Origin of the sequence: Pseudomonas oryzae (genome assembly GCF_900104805.1) — a bacterium.
GTDB classification, from domain to species: domain Bacteria; phylum Pseudomonadota; class Gammaproteobacteria; order Pseudomonadales; family Pseudomonadaceae; genus Geopseudomonas; species Geopseudomonas oryzae.
In genome coordinates, this window is record NZ_LT629751.1 from 589,452 (window position 1) to 612,932 (window position 23,481).

The window sequence follows — 23,481 nt, forward strand, 5'->3', positions numbered from 1 at the left end:
GAAACCGTTGCAGGAATGCAAAGCGGCAATTCTATCAGGTCTGCCGGCCGTCGCGGGACGACGGGGTGCCGGCCTGCTGGTCGGTGGGCAGCAGGGCCGGTTCGCGGATCAGCTCCAGCGGATAGCAGCCGCCGGCCAGATAGTCGTCGATGCAGCGTGGCACCAGGGCGCTGCGCCATTGCTCGCGGCGCTCTTCCAGCTCTGCGCGGGTGAGCCAGCGCGGGCCGATGATGCCGTCGTCCAGCTGCAGCTCCGGACGATGGCGCAGCGGGCGGGCCGCGAAGCACACGCGCTGGTAGGTCACGCCGTTGGTCGGCGCGGTGTACAGGTAGATGCCGGTCACGCCGGTCAGCTCCACTTCCCAGCCGGTTTCCTCGAGGGTCTCGCGCAGGGCGGCTTGCGGCAGGCTCTCGTCGGCTTCCAGATGGCCGGCCGGCTGATTGAGCACCACGCGGCCTTCGGCATGTTCCTCTACGAGGAGGAAGCGGCCCTGGTCCTCGACCACGGTGGCGACGGTGACATGGGGAATAAAGCGTTTCATCGTGGACTCTGCTCCGGTTCGGCGATTGTTCTCGCGGCAGAGACAAGAACCCCGGCGCGGGGCCGGGGTTCTTGTCAGCTCACGGGCAGGCGGGGCCGCCCGTCATGCCGTTGCGCTTAGGCCAGCGCGGCGAGGGCCGCGTTGAAGGTGGCGCTCGGACGCATGGCCTGGCTGGCCAGCTCCGGGTTGGCGTGGTAGTAGCCGCCGATATCCACGACCTTGCCCTGCACTTCGTTCAGCTCGGCAACGATCTTTTCCTCGTTGTCGGCGAGGGTCTTGGCCAGGCCGACGAACTGCGCCTGCAGCTCCTTGTCCTCGGTCTGCTCGGCCAGGGCCTGGGCCCAGTACATCGCGAGGTAGAAGTGGCTGCCGCGGTTGTCGAGCTGGCCGACCTTGCGCGACGGCGACTTGTTGCTGTCGAGGAACTTGCCGTTGGCCTGGTCCAGGGTCTTGGCCAGGACTTCAGCCTTGGCGTTGCCGTAGACGTTGGCCAGGTGCTCCAGGGAAGCGGCCAGGGCCAGGAATTCGCCCAGCGAATCCCAGCGCAGGTGGTTCTCTTCGACGAACTGCTGGACGTGCTTGGGCGCGGAGCCGCCGGCACCGGTCTCGAACAGGCCGCCGCCGTTCATCAGCGGAACGATGGACAGCATCTTGGCGCTGGTGCCCAGTTCCATGATCGGGAACAGGTCGGTCAGGTAGTCGCGCAGCACGTTGCCGGTGACGGAGATGGTGTCCTTGCCGGCGCGGATGCGCTCCAGCGAGAACTTCATCGCTTCGACCGGAGCCATGATGTGGATTTCCAGGCCGTTGGTGTCGTGGTCCTTCAGGTACTTCTGCACCTTCTCGATCACCAGGGCGTCGTGGGCGCGCTTGGCGTCCAGCCAGAACACCGCCGGGGTGTTGCTCAGGCGGGCGCGGTTGACGGCCAGCTTGACCCAGTCCTGGATCGGGGCGTCCTTGACCTGGCACATGCGCCAGATGTCGCCGGCCTCGACGGCCTGCTCCATAAGCACGTTGCCGGCTTCGTCGCTCACGCGAACCACGCCGGCGGCGGCGATTTCGAAGGTCTTGTCGTGCGAGCCGTATTCCTCGGCCTGCTGGGCCATCAGGCCGACGTTCGGCACGCTGCCCATGGTTACCGGATCGAAGGCGCCGTTCTTCTTGCAGTCCTCGATGACCACCTGGTACATGGTGGCGTAGCAGCGGTCCGGGATCAGTGCCTTGGTGTCGTGCAGCTGGCCATCTGGGCCCCACATCTTGCCGGAGTCGCGGATCATCGCCGGCATGGAGGCGTCAACGATGATGTCGCTCGGCACGTGCAGGTTGGTGATGCCCTTGTCGGAGTTGACCATGGCCATGGCCGGGCGCTGGGCGTATTCGGCCTCGATGTCGGCCTTGATTTCCGCCTGCTTGGCTTCCGGCAGCGACTGGATGCGCGCATACAGGTCGCCGATGCCGTTGTTCGGGTTGAAGCCGGCTTCGGCCAGCACGTCGGCGTGCTTGGTCAGGGTGCTCTTGTAGAACTCGGCGACGATGTGGCCGAACATGATCGGGTCGGAGACCTTCATCATGGTGGCCTTCAGGTGGGCGGAGAACAGCACGCCCTGGGCCTTGGCGTCCTCGATCTGCTCGGCGATGAAGGCGCGCAGGGCCTTCTTGCTCATCACGGAGCTGTCGATGATCTCGCCGGCCAGGACCTTGGTGCTGGCCTTCAGCACGCTGACGCTGCCATCGGCGGCGACGTGCTCGATCTTCACCGAGCCGGCATTGTCGATCAGGGCGCCCTTCTCGCTGCCGTAGAAGTCACCCTGGCTCATGAAGGCGACGTGCGACTTGGAGTCGGCGGCCCAGGCGCCCATCTTGTGCGGGTGCTTGCGGGCGTAGTTCTTGACCGACAGCGGGGCGCGGCGGTCGGAGTTGCCTTCGCGCAGCACCGGGTTCACGGCGCTGCCCTTGATCTTGTCGTAGCGGGCCTTGACGTCTTTTTCGGTGTCGTTGCCCGGCTCTTCGGGGTAGTCCGGCAGCTTGTAGCCCTGAGCCTGGAGTTCCTTGATGGCGGCCTTGAGCTGGGGAACCGAAGCGCTGATGTTGGGGAGCTTGATGATGTTGGCTTCGGGGGTGGTAGCCAGCTGGCCCAGCTCGGCGAGGTGGTCGCCGATCTTCTGGTCGTCGCTCAGGTACTCGGGGAAGTTTGCGAGGATGCGGCCTGCGAGGGAGATGTCGCGTGTTTCTACGGCGATGCCGGAGGAGGCAGTGAAGGCTTTGATGATCGGAAGCAGGGAGTAGGTCGCCAGGGCGGGTGCTTCGTCAGTGAACGTATAGATGATCTTTGAGCGAGTGGACATCTTCTAATCTAACCCTCAGTTTTGCTGTGGTTATACAAAGTCTAGATGCGCTCAAGAGGATGTTTCTTGAGGCGATTTTGAGCGCATCGGCTTTTGGCCATGGGCGGCTATTTATTATGTGGCGTACACCGGTATACGCCGGATTGAGGGATCAGAACCCCGCTCGAGCCGGACTCCGCTCCCTCTGCCACCGCAGTCGCGCGCGCAGAATAACACGGATGCCGCGCGCGATCATGGCGCTGAGGTCAGCTGGCGCTTGCCTGGCGCGTCGGTCGCTGGGGGCGGGAGGGCTGGCGTGCTTGCCTTTTGGGGGCGTCGAAGCCGCCCTCGCGGCGGCATTCCCCCATCAGGGCAAGGCATGGGAGATCGGCTGCGAGACATGGATGGTCCACGACGATGACTGAGTTGGTCATGGCTCATGAACGGCATCGGGCGGCGGCAGGGACGCGAAGATCGTTGGCGATACCGGCAAGTCACCGGGTTTTTCCTGCAAGCGCTTGCCTGTTGCCCGGGGCGAATGTCGGCGCGCTGTCGGTAGCGTTCTACTCCCTTCGGCAGGCCTGGCTCGCCTAGCCGCAAGGCTGATGGGGCGTGATGTGCAGGCGCTCTCGGAGGGATGTCGGCGGTGCTGAAAAGGCGACTAATGTCTATAGGGCTGGGTGAGGCGGAGAGCCAGCGGCTGCGCGCAGGATATTCTTGATGGGAGCACTCTCCGGAATGGCTCGCGGCAGGGCGGCAATCCGGGCGGGGCGGTTGTCGGCTGGGCGGGGTCAGGCGCTGGCGGCTTCCGTGGCGCGTTGGTTGCGTGTCCGGGGATCCCGGGCGCAAGCATCGCTCATTTCGGAGTGCCGGCCTGGGGGCCGGCGCTTCCTGTGTGGCGTCACGGTTGCGGAAGGTGCACTCACCCCTCGCTGGTGTGGAGGCGTGCGTTGCTGCCGAGCGGCTGGATGTTGATCGCGTGCAGGCCCTTGGGGCCCTGGAGGATCTCGAAACTGACCGGCTGGCCAGCCTTGAGTGTCTTGTAGCCATCGCCCTGAATGGCGGAGTAGTGGGCGAACAGGTCCTCATCCCGGCCGTCGGCCAGAATGAAGCCGTAGCCCTTGGCGTTGTTGAACCACTTGACCTTGCCGCTGAGCATGCTGACTTTCCCTCTGCAAAGGACTCCATCGCTGGAGTATCATCCATTCAGGCTGCCTGTCAGGGGCGTGGCTCCCTCCAGGTAATCCCTTGTACCCAGTGTGGGTATGCTTTTGTTTTGTAACACCGATTTGCCGATAGTCAAGGCGGGGCGGCATTCGGTTGTCGAACGGTTCAAACTCGACCTGCCACCCCCATCCATACAGCCAGTGTCGTCCATCCCAGCATGCATGCAAGCCGCCAGATTCGACTAACATTCAATCAGGACTCTCCGGACGCGTACCCGGATGATGATTCCGGGCTCGCGGTTCAGGAGGCGAAGCCGGCTCTCAAGCCGCCGTCGATGTACAAGGTGATCCTCCTCAACGACGATTACACGCCTATGGATTTCGTAGTTGAGGTGCTGGAGGGCTTCTTTGGTATGGATCGCGAGAAGGCCACCCGGGTCATGCTGGCCGTGCATACTGAAGGTAAGGCCGTATGTGGGGTCTATACCCGGGATATCGCCGAGACCAAGGCGATGCAGGTCAACCAGTATGCACGGGAGTGTCAGCACCCCCTGCTCTGCGAGATCGAGAAAGACGATTGAAGTGGGCCCCTGAGAATGAGGTGAAGTGAGGTGCCGTATGTTGAACCGCGAACTTGAAGTCACCCTCAATCTCGCCTTCAAGGATGCTCGGGCCAAGCGTCATGAGTTCATGACAGTCGAGCATCTCTTGCTGGCCCTTCTGGACAATGGTGCAGCTGCAACCGTTCTGCGGGCCTGTGGGGCCAACATGGACAAGTTGCGGCAGGATCTGCGCGAGTTCATCGACTCGACCACTCCGCTGATTCCCATCCACGAGGCCGAGCGCGAAACCCAGCCTACCCTTGGTTTCCAGCGCGTGTTGCAGCGCGCGGTATTCCATGTGCAGAGCTCCGGAAAACGTGAAGTTACCGGTGCCAACGTGTTGGTGGCGATCTTCAGCGAGCAGGAAAGCCAGGCGGTGTTCCTCCTCAAGCAGCAGAACGTGGCCCGCATCGATGTGGTCAACTACATCGCCCATGGCATTTCCAAGGTGCCGGGAGAGGGCGAGAGTCACGAGCAGGAGCAGGAGTCCCAGGAGGAGGAGGGCGGCGAAAGCTCGGTCTCCGGCAATCCTCTGGATGCCTACGCCAGCAACCTCAACGAGCTGGCGCGCATGGGGCGCATCGATCCGCTGGTCGGCCGCGAGCACGAGGTCGAGCGGGTAGCCCAGATCCTCGCTCGCCGCCGCAAGAACAACCCCTTGCTGGTCGGCGAGGCCGGTGTCGGCAAGACGGCTATCGCCGAGGGGCTGGCCAAGCGCATCGTTGACGGTCAGGTGCCCGATCTGCTGGCCAACAGCGTGGTCTACTCACTGGATCTCGGTGCCCTGCTGGCGGGGACCAAGTACCGCGGCGATTTCGAGAAGCGCTTCAAGGCGCTGCTCAATGAGCTGCGTCGGCGGCCGCATGCCATCCTGTTCATCGACGAGATCCACACCATCATCGGTGCCGGCGCTGCGTCCGGCGGGGTGATGGATGCTTCCAACCTGCTCAAGCCGCTGCTGTCCTCCGGTGAGATGCGTTGCATCGGCTCGACGACCTTCCAGGAGTTCCGTGGCATCTTCGAGAAGGATCGCGCGCTGGCGCGGCGCTTCCAGAAGGTCGATGTGCTCGAGCCGTCGGTGGAGGACACCGTCGGCATTCTCAAGGGGCTGAAGAGCCGCTTCGAGCAGCACCACCGGATCAGCTATACCGACGAGGCGCTGCGCGCCGCAGCGGAACTGGCGGCGCGCTACATCAATGACCGGCACATGCCGGACAAGGCCATCGACGTCATCGACGAGGCGGGTGCCTACCAGCGTCTGCTGCCCGAGGAGCGTCGGGCGGCCTGCATCGACGTGGCCCAGGTCGAGGACGTGGTGGCGAAGATCGCGCGTATCCCGCCCAAGCATGTCACCACGTCCGACAAGGAGCTGCTGCGCAATCTCGAGCGCGACCTCAAGCTGACCGTTTTCGGTCAGGATGCAGCCATCGATGCGCTGTCCACCGCGATCAAGCTGTCGCGCGCCGGGCTCAAGGCGCCGGACAAGCCGGTCGGCTCCTTCCTGTTCGCCGGTCCCACCGGGGTCGGCAAGACCGAGGTGGCCCGTCAGCTGGCCAAGGCTATGGGCGTCGAGCTGCTGCGCTTCGACATGTCGGAGTACATGGAACGGCATACCGTATCGCGCCTGATCGGTGCTCCACCCGGCTATGTGGGCTTCGATCAGGGTGGCCTGCTCACCGAGGCGATCACCAAGACGCCGCACTGCGTGCTGCTGCTCGACGAGATCGAGAAGGCGCATCCCGAGGTGTTCAACCTGCTGTTGCAGGTGATGGATCACGGCACGCTCACCGACAACAACGGGCGCAAGGCGGACTTCCGCAACGTGATCCTGATCATGACCACCAATGCGGGGGCGGAAACCGCGGCGCGGGCGTCGATCGGTTTCACTCACCAGGATCACGCCAGCGATGCGATGGAGGTGATCAGGAAGAGTTTCACGCCGGAGTTCCGCAACCGCCTGGATACCATCATCCAGTTCGGTCGGCTGGATCACGCGATCATCAAGAGCGTGGTCGACAAGTTCCTCACCGAGCTGCAGGCCCAGCTGGAGGACAAGCGGGTATTGCTGGATGTCAGCGAGGCCGCGCGTGGCTGGCTGGCCGAGCGCGGCTACGATGCGCAGATGGGCGCGCGGCCGATGGCGCGGCTGATTCAGGAGAAGGTCAAGCGTCCGCTGGCCGAGCAGATCCTGTTCGGTGAGCTGGCCGACCATGGTGGCACCGTGCACATCGATGTGCAGGACGGCGAACTGGCGTTCGACTACGAGACTCTGGCCTTGCCGGCCTGAGTCACTGGCCCATAACGACAACGCCCGGCTCTGGCCGGGCGTTGTCGTTCATGACCTTGCGCTGATCAGCGAGCGCGGTAGGTGATGCGACCCTTGCTCAGGTCGTAGGGCGTCAGTTCGACGCGCACCTTGTCGCCGGTCAGGATGCGGATGTAGTTCTTGCGCATCTTGCCGGAGATGTGCGCGGTGACGACGTGCCCGTTTTCCAACTCCACGCGGAACATGGTGTTGGGCAGGGTGTCGATGACAGTGCCTTCCATTTCGAAGCTGTCTTCTTTCGACATGCAGTAAAGCCCTCGATTACTTATAGGATGGCTCGCCAGCCAGGCAATAGGGCGAGCGAAAGCGGCGGGCATTGTGCCCGAAAACCAGCTCGAACGCCAAGTGGCCTCAGGTCAGCGCGACCCAGCGCTGGTTGACGTACAGCTCCAGCGGGCGATATTCGCTCTTGTAGCTCATCTTGCGGCAGTCGCGAATCCAGTAGCCCAGGTAGACGGCGGGCAGGCCGCGGCGCGCTGCCTCTGCAACCTGCCAGAGGATCGCCAAGCGGCCGAGGCTGCGCTTTTCCTCGTCGGGGTCGAAGAAGGTATAGACCGCCGACAGTCCATTGGGTAGCACGTCGGTGACGGCGACCGCCAGCAGGCGCTCACCCTGGCGGAACTCGAAGAACACGCAGAAAGGCAGGTCGCTCACCAGAAAGCCGATGAACTGCTCCCGGCTGGGCGGGTACATGTCGCCGTCGGCATGGCGCTGCTCGATATAGCGGGCGTAGAGCTGGTAGTGCTCTTCGTTGAAGGTGGGGCGCACGGCGCGTACCCGCAGATCCAGGTTACGCTTGAGGATGCGCTTCTGCATGCGGTTGGCCCGGAAGCTCGCGGTCGGTACGCGGGCCGGAATGCAGGCCTGGCAGTTCTGGCAGTGGGGTCGATAGAGGTGCTCGCCGCTGCGGCGGAAGCCCATTTCCGACAGCTCGGCATACATCTGGGTGTCGATCGCCTGACGCGGGTCGAGAAACAGGGTGGTCGCCTTGCGGTCCGGCAGGTAGCTGCAGTCATGTGCCTGGGTGGCGTAGAACTTCAGTTCGGCGAAGTCGGTCATGGCGCAATCCCCGCGACTGCAGGCTGGGCGAGAGGTCCACGATAAGTGTAAGTCACGCCCTGTTCCTCGCCCAGGGGGCTGGGCCTGGCTGGTCGATGTATTGATTCAGGTAGCGGGCGAACTCGCGGCGGGGGATCGCTCTGGCGCCGAAGCTGGCCAGGTGGCCGGTGTGCATCTGGCAGTCGATCAGGACGAAACCGCTGTCGCGCAAGCCTTCGACGAGAGTGATGAAGCCGATCTTCGATGCGTCGGTGGCATGGCTGAACATCGATTCGCCGAAGAACAGGCGGCCGATAGCCAGTCCGTAGAGTCCGCCCACCAGTTGGTCGTCCTGCCAGACTTCAACCGAGTGGGCGATGCCGCGACTATGCAGCTCGCGATAGGCTGCCTGCATGTCGGGGGTGATCCAGGTGCCGTCGGCATAGCGTCGCGGGCCGGCGCAGGCCTGGATCACGGCCGCGAAATCGCGGTCGAAACTGACTTCGAAGCGCTGCTGGCGCTGGGTCTTGCGCAGGCTGCGCGCTACGTGCAGCTCCGCGGGGAAGAGGACCATGCGCGGATCGGGCGACCACCAGAGGATTGGCTGTCCCTCCTGGAACCAAGGAAAGCAGCCGTGCCGGTAGGCGCGCAGCAGGCGGTCGGGGCTGAGGTCGCCGCCGACCGCGAGCAATCCGTTCGGCTCGCGCAGGGCCTTGTCGAGTGGTGGGAAGTCGTGGGAGCGCCGAGACAGCCAACTGAGCATGGTGGTAGGGGAAGGCGGGCCCGTGGGGCCCGCTCTGCCTCAGTTATCGAGATAGCGTTCGGCGTCGAGGGCGGCCATGCAGCCGGCACCGGCCGAGGTGATGGCCTGGCGATAGACGTGGTCGGCCACGTCTCCGGCTGCGAACACACCTTCGATGCTGGTGGCGGTGGCGTTGCCTTCGCTGCCACCCTTGACCTTGAGGTAGCCGTCGCGCATTTCCAGCTGGCCGGCAAACAGCTCGGTATTGGGCTTGTGGCCGATGGCGATGAACACGCCGGTGAGCGGCAGTTCGCTGGCGGCGCCGCTGTTGACATCCTTGATGCGCACGCCGGTCACGCCGCTGGCATCGCCCAGCACTTCGTCCAGGGTATGGTTCCAGTGCAGGCGGATATTGCCGTTGGCGGCCTTGTCGAGCAGCTTGTCCTGCAGGATCTTCTCGGCACGCAGCTTGTCGCGGCGATGGATCAGGTGGACTTCCCTGGCGATGTTGGACAGGTACAGCGCCTCCTCGACGGCGGTGTTGCCGCCGCCGAGGACGCACACCACCTGGTTGCGGTAGAAGAAGCCGTCGCAGGTTGCGCAGGCGGATACGCCGCGGCCCATGAAGGCTTCCTCGGAGGGCAGGCCGAGATACTGGGCGGAGGCGCCGGTGGCGATGATCAGGGCGTCGCAGGTATAGGTGCCGCTGTCGCCCTTGAGGACGAACGGGCGCTGCTGCAACTCGGCGGTGTGGATATGGTCATAGACGATGTCGGTGGCGAAACGCTCGGCGTGCTCGCGCATGCGCTCCATGAGTGCCGGACCGGTCAGGCCTTCCACGTCCCCTGGCCAGTTGTCGACCTCGGTAGTGGTGGTCAGCTGGCCGCCAGCCTGCAGGCCGGTGATCAGCGTCGGCTTGAGATTGGCGCGGGCAGCGTACACCGCGGCGGTGTAGCCGGCCGGACCGGAGCCGAGAATGACCAGCCGCGAATGTTTCGATTCACTCATAAAACACCCTATAAGTCTTTGTCACAAAAGGGAATGCGTGCTCCAATTGAGCCGCTCTGGAATGCCTGAGGCTCATGCTACACCGCCCTGCGGGCGTCGCAAAACCCCGAGTGCGCCCCCTCGCATGGCATCCGCCGAGCAAAGTCTTACAATAGGCTGTAATTTGCAGTTCACTGTTTTTCAGGCGCGGGATGCGCGCAGGAACGCCACGTTTTGAAGATTTCCGCCAATACCGCCAAGGCCAGATCCCGCTCCGGGGGGGCGCGCAGCACGCCCAACGAAGTCGCCAGCGCCTGGAGCCAGCAGCTGCATTACCGGCTGAAGGAGGCTGCCATGCTGGCGCTCTGCGTCCTGGCGGCCTATCTGTGCATGGCCCTGTTGAGCTACTCGCCGTTCGATCCGGGCATCAACATGGCGACCGGCTCCGCCCAGGTGCAGAACTCGGCTGGTCGGGTCGGTGCCTGGGTCGCCAGTCTGAGTCTGGAAGTGCTGGGGTATGCCGCATACCTGCTGCCGGCTCTGCTGGCGGCGAAGGTCATCGACCTGTTCGTCACCCGTCACCGGATGATGCGCTGGAATGGCTGGCTGCTCTCCTGGCGGATCATCGGCCTGTTCTTTCTGTTGACTTCCGGGGCTGCCCTGGCTTCGATCCAGTTCCAGACGCTGGAGATGAACCCGCAGATTCCGGCCGGCGGCATTCTCGGCCAGAGCCTCGGCGCTTGGGCCGAGGATGCCCTCAACGTGCAGGGCAGCACGCTGGTGTTCATCGCCCTGTTCCTCTTCGGTCTGACGGTGTTCACCGATCTGTCGTGGTTCCGCGTGATGGACCTGACCGGCAAGATCACTCTCGACCTGTTCGAGTTGCTGCAGAGTGCCGCCAGCCGCTGGTGGAGTGCCCATCAGGCGCATCGCCAGGTCAAGTTGCAGTTGCGCGAGCTGGATGCCCATGCTGAGCCGGTCGCCGCTGCGCCGATGCGTTCCCGTCCCGCGCCTGCTCCCACTCCCGTTTCCGCGATAGCCTCGGCGCCGCTGGCCGGGGTTGCCGCTGCCAGGAGTGAGCCTGCCGCTGCGGCTCCGCTCCCGGCTGCGGCAGTGCGCTCGCCACTGGGGGAGCGCATCGAGCCGGTCGTCGGGCTGACCGCGCTGGAGGATGACGAAGAGCCGGATGTGCTGGGCGACGCTCCCAGCGTCGAGGTCGCGCCGGTCAGACCGCTCATGGCTCCGTCGAACCCCGCAACGCGTGTGGACGCCGCTCCAGTCTCTCCGCCTTGGGCCGATCCGGAGCCCGCGCTGGAGGAGTTCGAGGAGGCGCTGCCCGTCACGCCTCCCCGGGCCGAGATACGCTTGCCCGAGCCGCCCCGCACCGTGGTCCGGCGCCCTCCGGAGCCGCCCAAGCCGGTCTTTGTGGTGGTCGATGAAGCCCTGGCGGGGACCTTGCCGCCGCTGTCGCTGCTCGACCCGCCGCAGGCCAAGCCCAACAGCTTCTCGCCGGAGGCGTTGGAGTCGATGTCGCGCCTGCTGGAGATCAAGCTCAAGGAGTTCGGCGTCGAGGTACAGGTGGTCGCCGCCTATCCGGGGCCGGTGATCACCCGCTTCGAGATCCAGCCGGCGCCTGGCATCAAGGTCAGTCGCATCACCAATCTGGCCAAGGACCTGGCGCGCTCGCTGGCGGTCATCAGTGTGCGGGTGGTCGAGGTGATCCCCGGCAAGACCACGGTGGGTATCGAGATTCCCAACGAGAACCGGCAGATCGTGCGCTTCTCCGAGGTGCTGTCCACCCCGGAATATGAAGAGGCCAAGTCGCCGGTGACCATCGCCCTCGGTCACGATATCGGCGGTCGCCCGGTGACCGCGGATCTGGCGAAGATGCCGCACCTGCTGGTGGCTGGCACCACCGGCTCGGGCAAGTCGGTCGGGGTCAACGCCATGCTGCTGTCGATCCTCTACAAGTCGACGCCCGAGCAGGTACGCCTGATCATGATCGACCCGAAGATGCTCGAGCTGTCGATCTACGAAGGTATCCCGCACCTGCTGTGCCCGGTGGTCACCGACATGAAGGAGGCGGCCAACGCCCTGCGCTGGAGCGTGGCCGAGATGGATCGCCGCTACAGGCTGATGGCGGCCATGGGCGTGCGCAATCTCGCCGGTTTCAACCGCAAGATCAAGGATGCCGAGGAGGCGGGGGCGCCGCTGACCGATCCGCTGTTCCGCCGCGAAAGTCCGGACGACGAGCCGCCGCTGCTGGAGGCCCTGCCGACCATCGTGGTGGTGGTCGACGAGTTCGCCGACATGATGATGATCGTCGGCAAGAAGGTCGAGGAGCTGATCGCACGTATCGCGCAGAAGGCGCGTGCGGCCGGTATCCACCTGATCCTCGCTACCCAGCGCCCGTCGGTGGACGTGATCACGGGCCTGATCAAGGCGAATATCCCGACGCGGATCGCCTTCCAGGTTTCCAGCAAGATCGATTCGCGCACCATCCTCGACCAGGGTGGCGCCGAGCAGTTGCTGGGGCACGGCGACATGCTCTACCTGCCGCCGGGTACTGGTCTGCCAATCCGCGTGCATGGTGCTTTCGTCTCCGACGACGAGGTGCATCGCACGGTCGATGCGTGGAAGCAGCGTGGCGCGCCCGACTACATCGAGGACATCCTGGCGGGAGCCGAGGAAGGTGGTGGCGGCTCCTACGAGTCGACTGGTGGTGAGAGCGGCGAGGGTAGCGAGGAGGATCCGCTGTACGACGAGGCCGTGCGCTTCGTTACCGAGAGTCGCCGGGCTTCCATTTCTGCCGTGCAGCGCAAATTGAAGATCGGCTATAACCGCGCCGCCCGGATGATCGAGGCGATGGAAATGGCCGGCGTGGTCACTCCCATGAATACCAACGGCTCCCGCGATGTGATCGCGCCGGCGCCGGTTCGAGACTGAGCGAGGTTCTATGTATCTGGTTCGCGTGTTGTTGCTGGCGGCGCTGGCGGTGGTCGGTCTGAATGTCCAGGCGGCGGAGGATGAACAGTCGGTCAAGCGTCTGACCGAGTTGCTCGGGCAGGCGCAGACCCTGACCGGACGTTTTTCCCAGCTGACGCTGGACGGCTCCGGAACCCAGCTGCAGGAAGCCAGTGGCGAGATGGCTCTAAAGCGTCCGGGCCTGCTGCGCTGGCATACCGATGCGCCTATGGAGCAGCTGCTGGTTTCCAATGGCGAGAAGGTCTGGTTGTACGATCCGGACCTGCAGCAGGTGACCATCCAGGATCTGGATCAGCGCATGACCCATACCCCGGCACTGCTGCTTTCCGGTGATGTGTCGAAAATCCGCGAGAACTTCACCATCAGCCACAAGGAAGGCGGCAGCGTCGTCGACTTCATCCTCAAGCCCAAGGCCAAGGACACCCTGTTCGATACCTTGCGCCTGTCGTTCCGCAACGGGGTGATCAACGACATGCAGCTGATCGACAGCATCGGTCAGCGCACCAACATCCTGTTCCTGGGCGTGAAGCTGAACCAGCCGCTGGCGGATAACCAGTTCACCTTCCAGGTGCCGGAAGGTGCCGATGTGATCGAGGAGCAGTAAGGCTCAGCTCATGGGTCTCTTCGATCGTGCCCCGGCTGTTCAGCCTCTGGCCGCGCGCATGCGCCCGACCAGTCTGGACGATTATGTCGGTCAGGAGCACATCCTCGGGCGCGGCAAGCCGCTGCGCGAGGCTCTGGAGCAGGGTGCCCTGCACTCGATGATCTTCTGGGGACCGCCTGGGGTGGGCAAGACCACTCTGGCGCGGCTGTTGGCGCAGATCGGCGATGCACACTTCGAGACCATCTCGGCCGTACTCGCCGGGGTCAAGGAGATCCGCCAGGCGGTGGAGGTGGCCAAGCAGCAGGCTGCCCAGTACGGGCGACGCACCATCCTTTTCGTCGACGAGGTGCATCGCTTCAACAAGGCGCAACAGGATGCCTTCCTGCCCTACGTCGAGGACGGCACGCTTATCTTCATCGGTGCCACCACCGAGAATCCGTCCTTTGAGTTGAACAACGCGCTGCTCTCCAGAGCGCGCGTCTACGTATTGAAGAGCCTCGATGAGAGTGCGCTGCGTCAGATGCTGGCGCGCGCTCTCACCGAAGAACGCGGGCTTGGTGGACGGCTGCTGCGTATCAGCGAGGAGGCGATCGGCATGCTGTTGGCCGCTGCTGATGGTGATGGACGGCGACTACTCAATCTGCTGGAAAACGCTGCCGATCTAGTGGAGGACGGCGAGGAGATCGGCGCCGGGTTGCTGGAGAATCTGCTCGGCGATAGCCGCCGCCGCTTCGACAAGGGCGGCGAGGCCTTCTACGACCAGATCAGCGCCTTGCACAAGTCGGTGCGTGGCTCTAATCCGGATGCCGCGCTCTATTGGTTCGCGCGCATGCTCGACGGTGGCTGCGACCCGCTGTATCTCGCGCGCCGGGTCGTGCGCATGGCCAGCGAGGATATCGGCAACGCAGACCCGCGTGCGCTCAACCTGTGCCTGGCAGCCTGGGAAGTGCAGGAGCGCCTGGGCAGTCCCGAGGGAGAGCTGGCCATCGCGCAGGCCATCGTCTATCTGGCCTGCGCGCCCAAGAGCAATGCAGTCTACATGGGCTTCAAGGCCGCTATGCGTGATGCAGCCGCTCATGGTTCGCTGGAGGTGCCACTGCATCTGCGCAATGCCCCGACCAAGCTGATGAAGAGCCTCGGCTATGGCGATGAATACCGCTATGCCCATGACGAACCAGAAGCCTACGCGGCCGGGGAGGATTATTTTCCGGAAGCGCTCGAGCCCCAGCGCTACTACCAGCCGGTACCTCGCGGGCTGGAGCTGAAGATCCGCGAGAAACTGGCGCACTTGGCCGAGCTCGACCGCAGCAGCCCCCGGCAGCGGAGAAAACCATGATCGGAGTGACTCTTGCCGTCGCGGCTGGAGGTGCGGTGGGGTGTCTGCTGCGTTTTGCCACAGCCAACTGGGTCAGTGCCCATTGGCCGCAGCACTTCTACTGGGCGACTCTGGCGGTCAATCTCGTCGGCTGTCTGGTGATCGGCTGTCTGTATGGCATGTTCCTGCTGCGTCCCGAGTTGCCGCTGGCGCTGCGGGCCGGTCTGGTGGTCGGCTTTCTGGGAGGGCTGACAACCTTCTCCTCGTTCGGGCTCGATGCGCTCCGGCTGCTGGAAAGCGGGCAGTTGGCCGCGGCAATCGGCTATGTGGGGCTCAGTGTGTTTGGCGGTCTGATCGCCACCTGGGTCGGTTTGTCGATTGCTCGAGTGCTGTGAGGCGCGCCGACAAAATGTTGCGGGCTGCCCGCTGCTGGCTTTCGCGGTTAAACTCTCGCACCTGATCATGCGTATTCTGCTGCGACAGGCAGCGCAGCGGGATGCCAATGCAGCTGCATGCTGCCCGATAATCCCTATTTCGACTGCTTCGACTGAAGAGAATTCTCCATGCTCGACTCCAAACTGGTCCGTGGCCAACCGCAGGAAGTGGCCCAGCGTCTGGCGACCCGTGGCTTCCAACTGGATGTGGCGCGCCTCGAGGCGCTGGAAAGCCGTCGCAAGGAAACCCAGACTCGCACCGAACAGCTGCAGGCCGAGCGTAACGCCCGCTCCAAGAGCATCGGTCAGGCCAAGCAGCGCGGAGAGGACATCGCCCCGTTGATGGCCGACGTCGAGCGCATGGGTGCCGAGCTGAGTGCTGGCAAGCAGGAGCTGGATGCGATCCAGGCCGAACTGGATGCGATGCTGCTGACCATCCCGAACCTGCCGCACGACTCGGTGCCGGTCGGGGCTGGCGAGGAGGAAAACGTCGAGGTGAGTCGCTGGGGGGCTCCGCGCGTATTCGACTTCGAGATCAAGGATCACGTGGCTCTGGGCGAACAGCATGGTTGGCTCGACTTCGAGACGGCGGCCAAGCTGTCCGGTGCGCGCTTCGCGCTGATGCGCGGCCCCATCGCCCGGCTGCATCGTGCCCTGGCCCAGTTCATGCTCAATCTGCATACCGGCGAACATGGCTACGAGGAGGCCTACACTCCTTATCTGGTTCAGGCTCCCGCCCTGCAGGGGACCGGTCAGTTGCCCAAGTTCGAGGAGGATCTGTTCAAGATCAGTCGCGAGGGCGAGGCTGACTTCTATCTGATCCCGACCGCTGAAGTTTCGCTGACCAATATCGTCTCCGGCGAGATTCTCGACGCCAAGCAGCTGCCCCTGAAGTTCGTCGCCCACACCCCGTGCTTCCGCAGCGAGGCAGGTGCCTCCGGTCGCGATACCCGCGGCATGATCCGCCAGCACCAGTTCGACAAGGTCGAGTTGGTCCATGTGGTCGAACCGGACAAATCCTTCGAGGCGCTCGAGGAGCTGACCGGGCATGCCGAGAAGGTTCTGCAGCTGCTCGAGCTGCCATATCGCAAGCTGGCGCTGTGTACCGGTGACATGGGTTTCGGTGCCACCAAGACCTACGATCTGGAGGTCTGGGTGCCGAGCCAGGGCAAGTATCGCGAGATCTCTTCCTGCTCGAACTGCGGAGACTTCCAGGCGCGTCGCATGCAGGCGCGCTGGCGTAATCCTGCCACCGGCAAGCCCGAGTTGGTGCACACCCTCAACGGTTCCGGTCTGGCCGTCGGGCGCACCCTGGTTGCCGTGCTGGAAAACTATCAGCAGGCCGACGGCGGCATCCGTGTGCCGGAGGTGCTCAAGCCTTACATGGCCGGCATCGAGGTGATTGGCTGAGCGTCAGCCTGAATGCAGAGCGCTTTTGCAGCGCTCAGCAAAGCCTTTCCTGCTTGAAAGGTGCATGACGGGCCGGTGATATTGATCTCCGGCCCTTTTCTTTTCGCTCGGCAACCGCTGTGAGGCTGTCCATGGACTTTCTTCCCCTGTTTCACAATCTCCGAGACCGTCTGGTGCTGGTGGTCGGTGGTGGCGAGATCGCCCTGCGCAAGGCTCGCCTGCTCGGCGAGGCTGGTGCCCGGCTGCGGGTCGTGGCGCCGCAGATAGAGACCAGCGTGCGGGGGCTGGTCGAGCAGGGGGGCGGCGAGCTGCTGGAGCGTGGGTATCAAACCGCGGATCTCGATGGTTGCGTGCTCGTGATTGCGGCAACCGATGATGAGCTGCTCAATGCTCGGGTATCGAGGGAGGCTGGTGAGCGCAATCTGCCGGTCAATGTGGTCGATGCCCCGGCACTGTGCAGTGTCATCTTTCCAGCCATCGTCGATCGTTCGCCGCTGATGGTTGCCGTGTCCAGCGGTGGTGATGCTCCGGTGCTCACTCGCTTGATGCGCGCTCGTCTCGAAACGCTGATCCCGGCCGCCTATGGTCGCCTGGCCGGCTTGGCCCAGAAGTTTCGCGAAGCAGTCAAGCAGCGTTTTGCCGATGTCCAGCAGCGCCGGGTGTTCTGGGAGGAAGTGTTTGAAGGGGGCATCGCTGAGCGGATGCTGGCCGGGCGTGAGGCCGAGGCCGAGAGGCTTCTGGCCGAAAAGCTGGTTGGCAGTCATGACCGTGAGCTCGGTGAGGTTTATCTGGTCGGAGCTGGGCCTGGTGATCCCGATCTGCTGACTTTTCGCGCTTTGCGGCTGATGCAGCAAGCGGATGTGGTGCTTTACGATCGTTTGGTCGCCCCGGCGATCATCGACATGTGTCGTCGCGACGCCGAGCGCATCTATGTCGGCAAGCGGCGCAGTGAGCATGCCCTGCCTCAGGAACAGATCAACCGCCGGTTGGTCGACCTGGCCAAACAAGGCAAGCGTGTACTGCGTTTGAAGGGGGGGGATCCATTCATCTTCGGGCGTGGCGGTGAGGAGATCGAGGAGCTGGCCGCCGAGGGCATCCCCTTCCAGGTGGTGCCGGGGATTACCGCTGCGGCAGGCTGTGCCGCCTATGCCGGAATTCCTCTGACTCATCGTGACTATGCCCAGTCGGTGCGCTTCGTTACCGGACACCTCAAGGACGACAGCTGCAATCTGCCGTGGGCTGACTTGGTGGCGCCTGGGCAGACGCTGGTGTTCTACATGGGGCTGGTGGGGCTTCCGCTCATTTGCAGAGAGCTGATCGGGCATGGACGATCGGCTGATACTCCTGCTGCCTTGGTGCAGCAGGGTACCACTCGTAATCAGCGGGTCTTCACTGGCACATTGGGTAATCTGCCGCAGCTGGTGGCTGAGCATGAAGTTCATGCGCCGACTTTGGTCATCGTCGGGGAGGTCGTTCGCCTTCGCGACAAGCTGGCATGGTTCGAAGGGCTGAGTTGAGTTTGCGGAGCTACCTCATTAGGGGTTGACGTCCAGATTTGCCGCCCTATAATGCGCACCACTCCCGGCGACGAGCTGAAAGTCCTTGAAAATCAAGGAGTTATCTTCAGGTTGTGGTCGGGAGCGGCAAGGCTTCGGTCTTGCCGGCGCTGTTCCGCGAAGCGGATGGCGCTGCGGAGGTGAGGTTGACAGTGGCTCCGGTTGCTGTATGATTCATCTCCCTCGCTTCGGTGGTCTGGTTGTTCGCTGAAGCGCAAGCGGTTGAATCGAAAAGAAAATTTTCGAAAGTCGCTTGACAGGTTGAAAGGCTGCTGTAGAATGCGCGGTCTCGGTTGAGACGAAAGCTTCCGCTGGGTCTGACCGAAACGCTCTTTAACAAGTTGAATCAAGCAATTCGTGTGGGTGCTTGTGGGGTAAGACTGGTGATCGCAAGATTATCAGCATCACAAGCAACACTCGTGAATTCGAGAGTTTTTTGCGATTGCTGAGCCAAGTTTAGGGTTTTCTCAAAACCCGGATTGATTTGAACTGAAGAGTTTGATCATGGCTCAGATTGAACGCTGGCGGCAGGCCTAACACATGCAAGTCGAGCGGATGAGGGGAGCTTGCTTCCTGATTCAGCGGCGGACGGGTGAGTAATGCCTAGGAATCTGCCCGATAGTGGGGGACAACGTTTCGAAAGGAACGCTAATACCGCATACGTCCTACGGGAGAAAGTGGGGGATCTTCGGACCTCACGCTATCGGATGAGCCTAGGTCGGATTAGCTAGTTGGTGGGGTAATGGCTCACCAAGGCGACGATCCGTAACTGGTCTGAGAGGATGATCAGTCACACTGGAACTGAGACACGGTCCAGACTCCTACGGGAGGCAGCAGTGGGGAATATTGGACAATGGGCGAAAGCCTGATCCAGCCATGCCGCGTGTGTGAAGAAGGTCTTCGGATTGTAAAGCACTTTAAGTTGGGAGGAAGGGCTGCCGGTTAATACCCTGCAGTTTTGACGTTACCAACAGAATAAGCACCGGCTAACTTCGTGCCAGCAGCCGCGGTAATACGAAGGGTGCAAGCGTTAATCGGAATTACTGGGCGTAAAGCGCGCGTAGGTGGTTCAGCAAGTTGGATGTGAAAGCCCCGGGCTCAACCTGGGAACTGCATCCAAAACTACTGGGCTAGAGTACGGTAGAGGGTGGTGGAATTTCCTGTGTAGCGGTGAAATGCGTAGATATAGGAAGGAACACCAGTGGCGAAGGCGACCACCTGGACTGATACTGACACTGAGGTGCGAAAGCGTGGGGAGCAAACAGGATTAGATACCCTGGTAGTCCACGCCGTAAACGATGTCAACTAGCTGTTGGGTTCCTTGAGAACTTAGTAGCGCAGCTAACGCGATAAGTTGACCGCCTGGGGAGTACGGCCGCAAGGTTAAAACTCAAATGAATTGACGGGGGCCCGCACAAGCGGTGGAGCATGTGGTTTAATTCGAAGCAACGCGAAGAACCTTACCTGGCCTTGACATGCTGAGAACTTTCCAGAGATGGATTGGTGCCTTCGGGAACTCAGACACAGGTGCTGCATGGCTGTCGTCAGCTCGTGTCGTGAGATGTTGGGTTAAGTCCCGTAACGAGCGCAACCCTTGTCCTTAGTTACCAGCACGTTATGGTGGGCACTCTAAGGAGACTGCCGGTGACAAACCGGAGGAAGGTGGGGATGACGTCAAGTCATCATGGCCCTTACGGCCAGGGCTACACACGTGCTACAATGGTCGGTACAGAGGGTTGCCAAGCCGCGAGGTGGAGCTAATCTCACAAAACCGATCGTAGTCCGGATCGCAGTCTGCAACTCGACTGCGTGAAGTCGGAATCGCTAGTAATCGTGAATCAGAATGTCACGGTGAATACGTTCCCGGGCCTTGTACACACCGCCCGTCACACCATGGGAGTGGGTTGCTCCAGAAGTAGCTAGTCTAACCTTCGGGGGGACGGTTACCACGGAGTGATTCATGACTGGGGTGAAGTCGTAACAAGGTAGCCGTAGGGGAACCTGCGGCTGGATCACCTCCTTAATCGAAGATCCCAGCTTCTTCATAAGCTCCCACACGAATTGCTTGATTCACTCGCGAAAGGCGATTGGGTCTGTAGCTCAGTTGGTTAGAGCGCACCCCTGATAAGGGTGAGGTCGGCAGTTCGAATCTGCCCAGACCCACCAATTGTCGTGGTGCGCAGGCCGATCGAAAGATGGGGCCATAGCTCAGCTGGGAGAGCGCCTGCTTTGCACGCAGGAGGTCAGGAGTTCGATCCTCCTTGGCTCCACCATTTAATCGCCGAAAGCTCAGAAATGAGTATTCAGTCAGTTCGCCAGGTGCGGCTGATGTAGGAATACTGATTTCTGGTCTTTGCGCCAGAACGTTCTTTAAAAATTCGGGTAAGTGATAGAAGTAGACTGGGTGAGTGTTTTCACTGCACTCATCCACGTCAAGGTAAAATTTGCGAGTTCAAGCGCAAGTTTTCGGCGAATGTCGTATTCACGCACAATGACCGCAGGAAATCGGATCTTCGGATTGCAGATTGCTTGGGGTTATATGGTCAAGTGAATAAGCGCATACGGTGGATGCCTTGGCAGTCAGAGGCGATGAAAGACGTGGTAGCCTGCGATAAGCTTCGGGGAGTCGGCAAACAGACTTTGATCCGGAGATCTCTGAATGGGGGAACCCACCCGGCACAAGCCGGGTATCTTGTACTGAATCCATAGGTGCAAGAGGCGAACCAGGGGAACTGAAACATCTAAGTACCCTGAGGAAAAGAAATCAACCGAGATTCCCTTAGTAGTGGCGAGCGAACGGGGATTAGCCCTTAAGCTTCTTGGATTTTAGCGGAACGCTCTGGAAAGTGCGGCCATAGTGGGTGATAGCCCCGTACGCGAAAGGGTCCTTGAAGTGAAATCGAGTAGGACGGAGCACGAGAAACTTTGTCTGAACATGGGGGGACCATCCTCCAAGGCTAAATACTACTGACTGACCGATAGTGAACCAGTACCGTGAGGGAAAGGCGAAAAGAACCCCGGAGAGGGGAGTGAAATAGAACCTGAAACCGTATGCGTACAAGCAGTGGGAGCCTACTTTGTTAGGTGACTGCGTACCTTTTGTATAATGGGTCAGCGACTTATATTCAGTGGCGAGCTTAACCGTATAGGGGAGGCGTAGCGAAAGCGAGTCTTAATAGGGCGTTTAGTCGCTGGGTATAGACCCGAAACCGGGCGATCTATCCATGAGCAGGTTGAAGGTTAGGTAACACTGACTGGAGGACCGAACCCACTCCCGTTGAAAAGGTAGGGGATGACTTGTGGATAGGAGTGAAAGGCTAATCAAGCTCGGAGATAGCTGGTTCTCCTCGAAAGCTATTTAGGTAGCGCCTCACGTATCACTCCAGGGGGTAGAGCACTGTTTCGGCTAGGGGGTCATCCCGACTTACCAAACCGATGCAAACTCCGAATACCTGGAAGTGTCAGCGTGGGAGACACACGGCGGGTGCTAACGTCCGTCGTGAAAAGGGAAACAACCCAGACCGTCAGCTAAGGTCCCAAAGTTGTGGTTAAGTGGTAAACGATGTGGGAAGGCTTAGACAGCTAGGAGGTTGGCTTAGAAGCAGCCACCCTTTAAAGAAAGCGTAATAGCTCACTAGTCGAGTCGGCCTGCGCGGAAGATGTAACGGGGCTCAAACCACACACCGAAGCTACGGGTTCATCCTTTGGATGAGCGGTAGAGGAGCGTTCTGTAAGCCTGTGAAGGTGAGTTGAGAAGCTCGCTGGAGGTATCAGAAGTGCGAATGCTGACATGAGTAACGACAATGGGAGTGAAAAACTCCCACGCCGAAAGACCAAGGGTTCCTGCGCAACGTTAATCGACGCAGGGTTAGTCGGTCCCTAAGGCGAGGCTGAAGAGCGTAGTCGATGGGAAACAGGTTAATATTCCTGTACTTCTAGTTACTGCGATGGGGGGACGGAGAAGGCTAGGCCAGCTTGGCGTTGGTTGTCCAAGTTTAAGGTGGTAGGCTGATTTCTTAGGCAAATCCGGGAAATCTAGGCCGAGAGCTGATGACGAGCGTTCTTTTAGAATGCGAAGTGGTTGATGCCATGCTTCCAGGAAAAGCCTCTAAGCTTCAGGTAACTAGGAACCGTACCCCAAACCGACACAGGTGGTCGGGTAGAGAATACCAAGGCGCTTGAGAGAACTCGGGTGAAGGAACTAGGCAAAATGGCACCGTAACTTCGGGAGAAGGTGCGCCGGTGAGGGTGAAGTATTTACTACGTAAGCCCATGCCGGTCGAAGATACCAGGCCGCTGCGACTGTTTATTAAAAACACAGCACTCTGCAAACACGAAAGTGGACGTATAGGGTGTGACGCCTGCCCGGTGCCGGAAGGTTAATTGATGGGGTTAGCGCAAGCGAAGCTCTTGATCGAAGCCCCGGTAAACGGCGGCCGTAACTATAACGGTCCTAAGGTAGCGAAATTCCTTGTCGGGTAAGTTCCGACCTGCACGAATGGCGTAACGATGGCGGCGCTGTCTCCACCCGAGACTCAGTGAAATTGAAATCGCTGTGAAGATGCAGTGTATCCGCGGCTAGACGGAAAGACCCCGTGAACCTTTACTATAGCTTTGCACTGGACTTTGAGCTTGCTTGTGTAGGATAGGTGGGAGGCTTTGAAGCGTGGACGCCAGTTCGCGTGGAGCCATCCTTGAAATACCACCCTGGCAATCTTGAGGTTCTAACTCTGGTCCGTTATCCGGATCGAGGACAGTGTATGGTGGGTAGTTTGACTGGGGCGGTCTCCTCCCAAAGAGTAACGGAGGAGTACGAAGGTGCGCTCAGACCGGTCGGAAATCGGTCGCAGAGTATAAAGGCAAAAGCGCGCTTGACTGCGAGACAGACACGTCGAGCAGGTACGAAAGTAGGTCTTAGTGATCCGGTGGTTCTGTATGGAAGGGCCATCGCTCAACGGATAAAAGGTACTCCGGGGATAACAGGCTGATACCGCCCAAGAGTTCATATCGACGGCGGTGTTTGGCACCTCGATGTCGGCTCATCACATCCTGGGGCTGAAGCCGGTCCCAAGGGTATGGCTGTTCGCCATTTAAAGTGGTACGCGAGCTGGGTTTAGAACGTCGTGAGACAGTTCGGTCCCTATCTGCCGTGGACGTTTGAGATTTGAGAGGGGCTGACCTTAGTACGAGAGGACCGGGTTGGACGAACCTCTGGTGTTCCGGTTGTCACGCCAGTGGCATTGCCGGGTAGCTATGTTCGGAAAAGATAACCGCTGAAAGCATCTAAGCGGGAAACTTGCCTCAAGATGAGATCTCACTGGAGCCTCGAGCTCCCTGAAGGGCCGTCGAAGACTACGACGTTGATAGGCTGGGTGTGTAAGCGTTGTGAGGCGTTGAGCTAACCAGTACTAATTGCCCGTGAGGCTTGACCATATAACACCCAAACAATCT

General features: G+C 61.3%; 15 protein-coding genes, 2 tRNA genes and 2 rRNA genes. 12 read left to right on the forward strand and 7 right to left on the reverse strand.

The window, feature by feature from the left end; translation table 11 throughout:
• Positions 1-34 precede the first annotated feature (34 nt).
• The 3 genes from BLT78_RS02825 to cspD form a co-directional block, all read right to left on the reverse strand.
• Positions 35-541, reverse strand: coding sequence for an NUDIX hydrolase (locus tag BLT78_RS02825; RefSeq protein ID WP_090347526.1), 507 nt, complete (start codon positions 539-541; stop codon positions 35-37).
• A gap of 116 nt (positions 542-657) precedes the next feature.
• Entirely contained in the window at positions 658-2,886 is a 2,229-nt protein-coding gene (locus BLT78_RS02830) for an NADP-dependent isocitrate dehydrogenase (protein WP_090347527.1), read from the reverse strand.
• Between the two features lie 901 nt (positions 2,887-3,787).
• On the reverse strand, positions 3,788-4,024 hold the full coding sequence (gene cspD, locus BLT78_RS02840; protein WP_090347529.1) for a cold shock domain-containing protein CspD: 237 nt from the start codon (positions 4,022-4,024) through the stop codon (positions 3,788-3,790).
• 225 nt (positions 4,025-4,249) lie between these two features.
• Here cspD and clpS point away from each other — a divergent pair, with 225 nt between their 5' ends.
• Both clpS and clpA read left to right on the forward strand, forming a co-directional pair.
• Positions 4,250-4,612: an ATP-dependent Clp protease adapter ClpS gene (gene clpS, locus BLT78_RS02845; protein ID WP_090347530.1), complete on the forward strand. Its 363-nt coding sequence runs from the start codon at positions 4,250-4,252 to the stop codon at positions 4,610-4,612.
• 37 nt (positions 4,613-4,649) lie between these two features.
• Positions 4,650-6,920 (forward strand): ATP-dependent Clp protease ATP-binding subunit ClpA, encoded by a 2,271-nt coding sequence (gene clpA / locus BLT78_RS02850; protein WP_090347531.1) that lies wholly within the window; start codon positions 4,650-4,652, stop codon positions 6,918-6,920.
• Positions 6,921-6,985: 65 nt separating this feature from the next.
• Here the strand turns inward: clpA and infA are convergent, their stop codons facing one another.
• The 4 genes from infA to trxB form a co-directional block, all read right to left on the reverse strand.
• Positions 6,986-7,204: a translation initiation factor IF-1 gene (infA, locus tag BLT78_RS02855; protein ID WP_016492441.1), complete on the reverse strand. Its 219-nt coding sequence runs from the start codon at positions 7,202-7,204 to the stop codon at positions 6,986-6,988.
• Between the two features lie 106 nt (positions 7,205-7,310).
• Positions 7,311-8,018, reverse strand: a complete 708-nt coding sequence (locus BLT78_RS02860; RefSeq protein WP_090347532.1) for an arginyltransferase — start codon at positions 8,016-8,018, stop codon at positions 7,311-7,313.
• Positions 8,019-8,070: 52 nt separating this feature from the next.
• Positions 8,071-8,760, reverse strand: a complete 690-nt coding sequence (gene aat / locus BLT78_RS02865) for a leucyl/phenylalanyl-tRNA--protein transferase (RefSeq protein ID WP_090347533.1) — start codon at positions 8,758-8,760, stop codon at positions 8,071-8,073.
• A 39-nt stretch (positions 8,761-8,799) separates the two neighbouring features.
• Positions 8,800-9,747 carry a thioredoxin-disulfide reductase gene (gene trxB, locus BLT78_RS02870; RefSeq protein WP_090347534.1) on the reverse strand — a complete coding sequence of 316 codons (948 nt, stop codon included), beginning with the start codon at positions 9,745-9,747 and terminating at the stop codon, positions 8,800-8,802.
• A gap of 306 nt (positions 9,748-10,053) precedes the next feature.
• Here trxB and BLT78_RS02875 point away from each other — a divergent pair, with 306 nt between their 5' ends.
• The 10 genes from BLT78_RS02875 to BLT78_RS02920 all read left to right on the forward strand — a co-directional run bounded on the left by BLT78_RS02875 (position 10,054) and on the right by BLT78_RS02920 (position 23,463).
• Positions 10,054-12,672 (forward strand): DNA translocase FtsK, encoded by a 2,619-nt coding sequence (locus BLT78_RS02875; protein WP_408003102.1) that lies wholly within the window; start codon positions 10,054-10,056, stop codon positions 12,670-12,672.
• 10 nt (positions 12,673-12,682) lie between these two features.
• Positions 12,683-13,315, forward strand: coding sequence for an outer membrane lipoprotein chaperone LolA (gene lolA / locus BLT78_RS02880; RefSeq protein ID WP_090347535.1), 633 nt, complete (start codon positions 12,683-12,685; stop codon positions 13,313-13,315).
• Positions 13,316-13,325: 10 nt separating this feature from the next.
• A complete protein-coding gene (locus tag BLT78_RS02885) occupies positions 13,326-14,651 on the forward strand; it encodes a replication-associated recombination protein A (protein WP_090347536.1) in 1,326 nt (441 codons plus the stop codon).
• Positions 14,648-15,025, forward strand: a complete 378-nt coding sequence (gene crcB / locus BLT78_RS02890; protein ID WP_090347537.1) for a fluoride efflux transporter CrcB — start codon at positions 14,648-14,650, stop codon at positions 15,023-15,025. The genes BLT78_RS02885 and crcB overlap by 4 nt, the downstream gene beginning before the upstream one ends.
• A 168-nt stretch (positions 15,026-15,193) precedes the next feature.
• Positions 15,194-16,474: a serine--tRNA ligase gene (gene serS / locus BLT78_RS02895; protein WP_090347538.1), complete on the forward strand. Its 1,281-nt coding sequence runs from the start codon at positions 15,194-15,196 to the stop codon at positions 16,472-16,474.
• A 131-nt stretch (positions 16,475-16,605) separates the two neighbouring features.
• Positions 16,606-17,991 (forward strand): siroheme synthase CysG, encoded by a 1,386-nt coding sequence (gene cysG, locus BLT78_RS02900; RefSeq protein ID WP_090347539.1) that lies wholly within the window; start codon positions 16,606-16,608, stop codon positions 17,989-17,991.
• 525 nt (positions 17,992-18,516) lie between these two features.
• Positions 18,517-20,053 (forward strand): 16S ribosomal RNA (locus tag BLT78_RS02905).
• 66 nt (positions 20,054-20,119) lie between these two features.
• A tRNA-Ile gene (locus BLT78_RS02910) sits at positions 20,120-20,196 on the forward strand.
• 31 nt (positions 20,197-20,227) lie between these two features.
• Positions 20,228-20,303: transfer RNA gene (locus BLT78_RS02915), tRNA-Ala, on the forward strand.
• Between the two features lie 268 nt (positions 20,304-20,571).
• Positions 20,572-23,463 (forward strand): 23S ribosomal RNA (locus BLT78_RS02920).
• Together the 16S and 23S rRNA genes with 2 tRNA genes alongside form the textbook arrangement of a ribosomal RNA operon.
• Positions 23,464-23,481 lie beyond the last annotated feature (18 nt).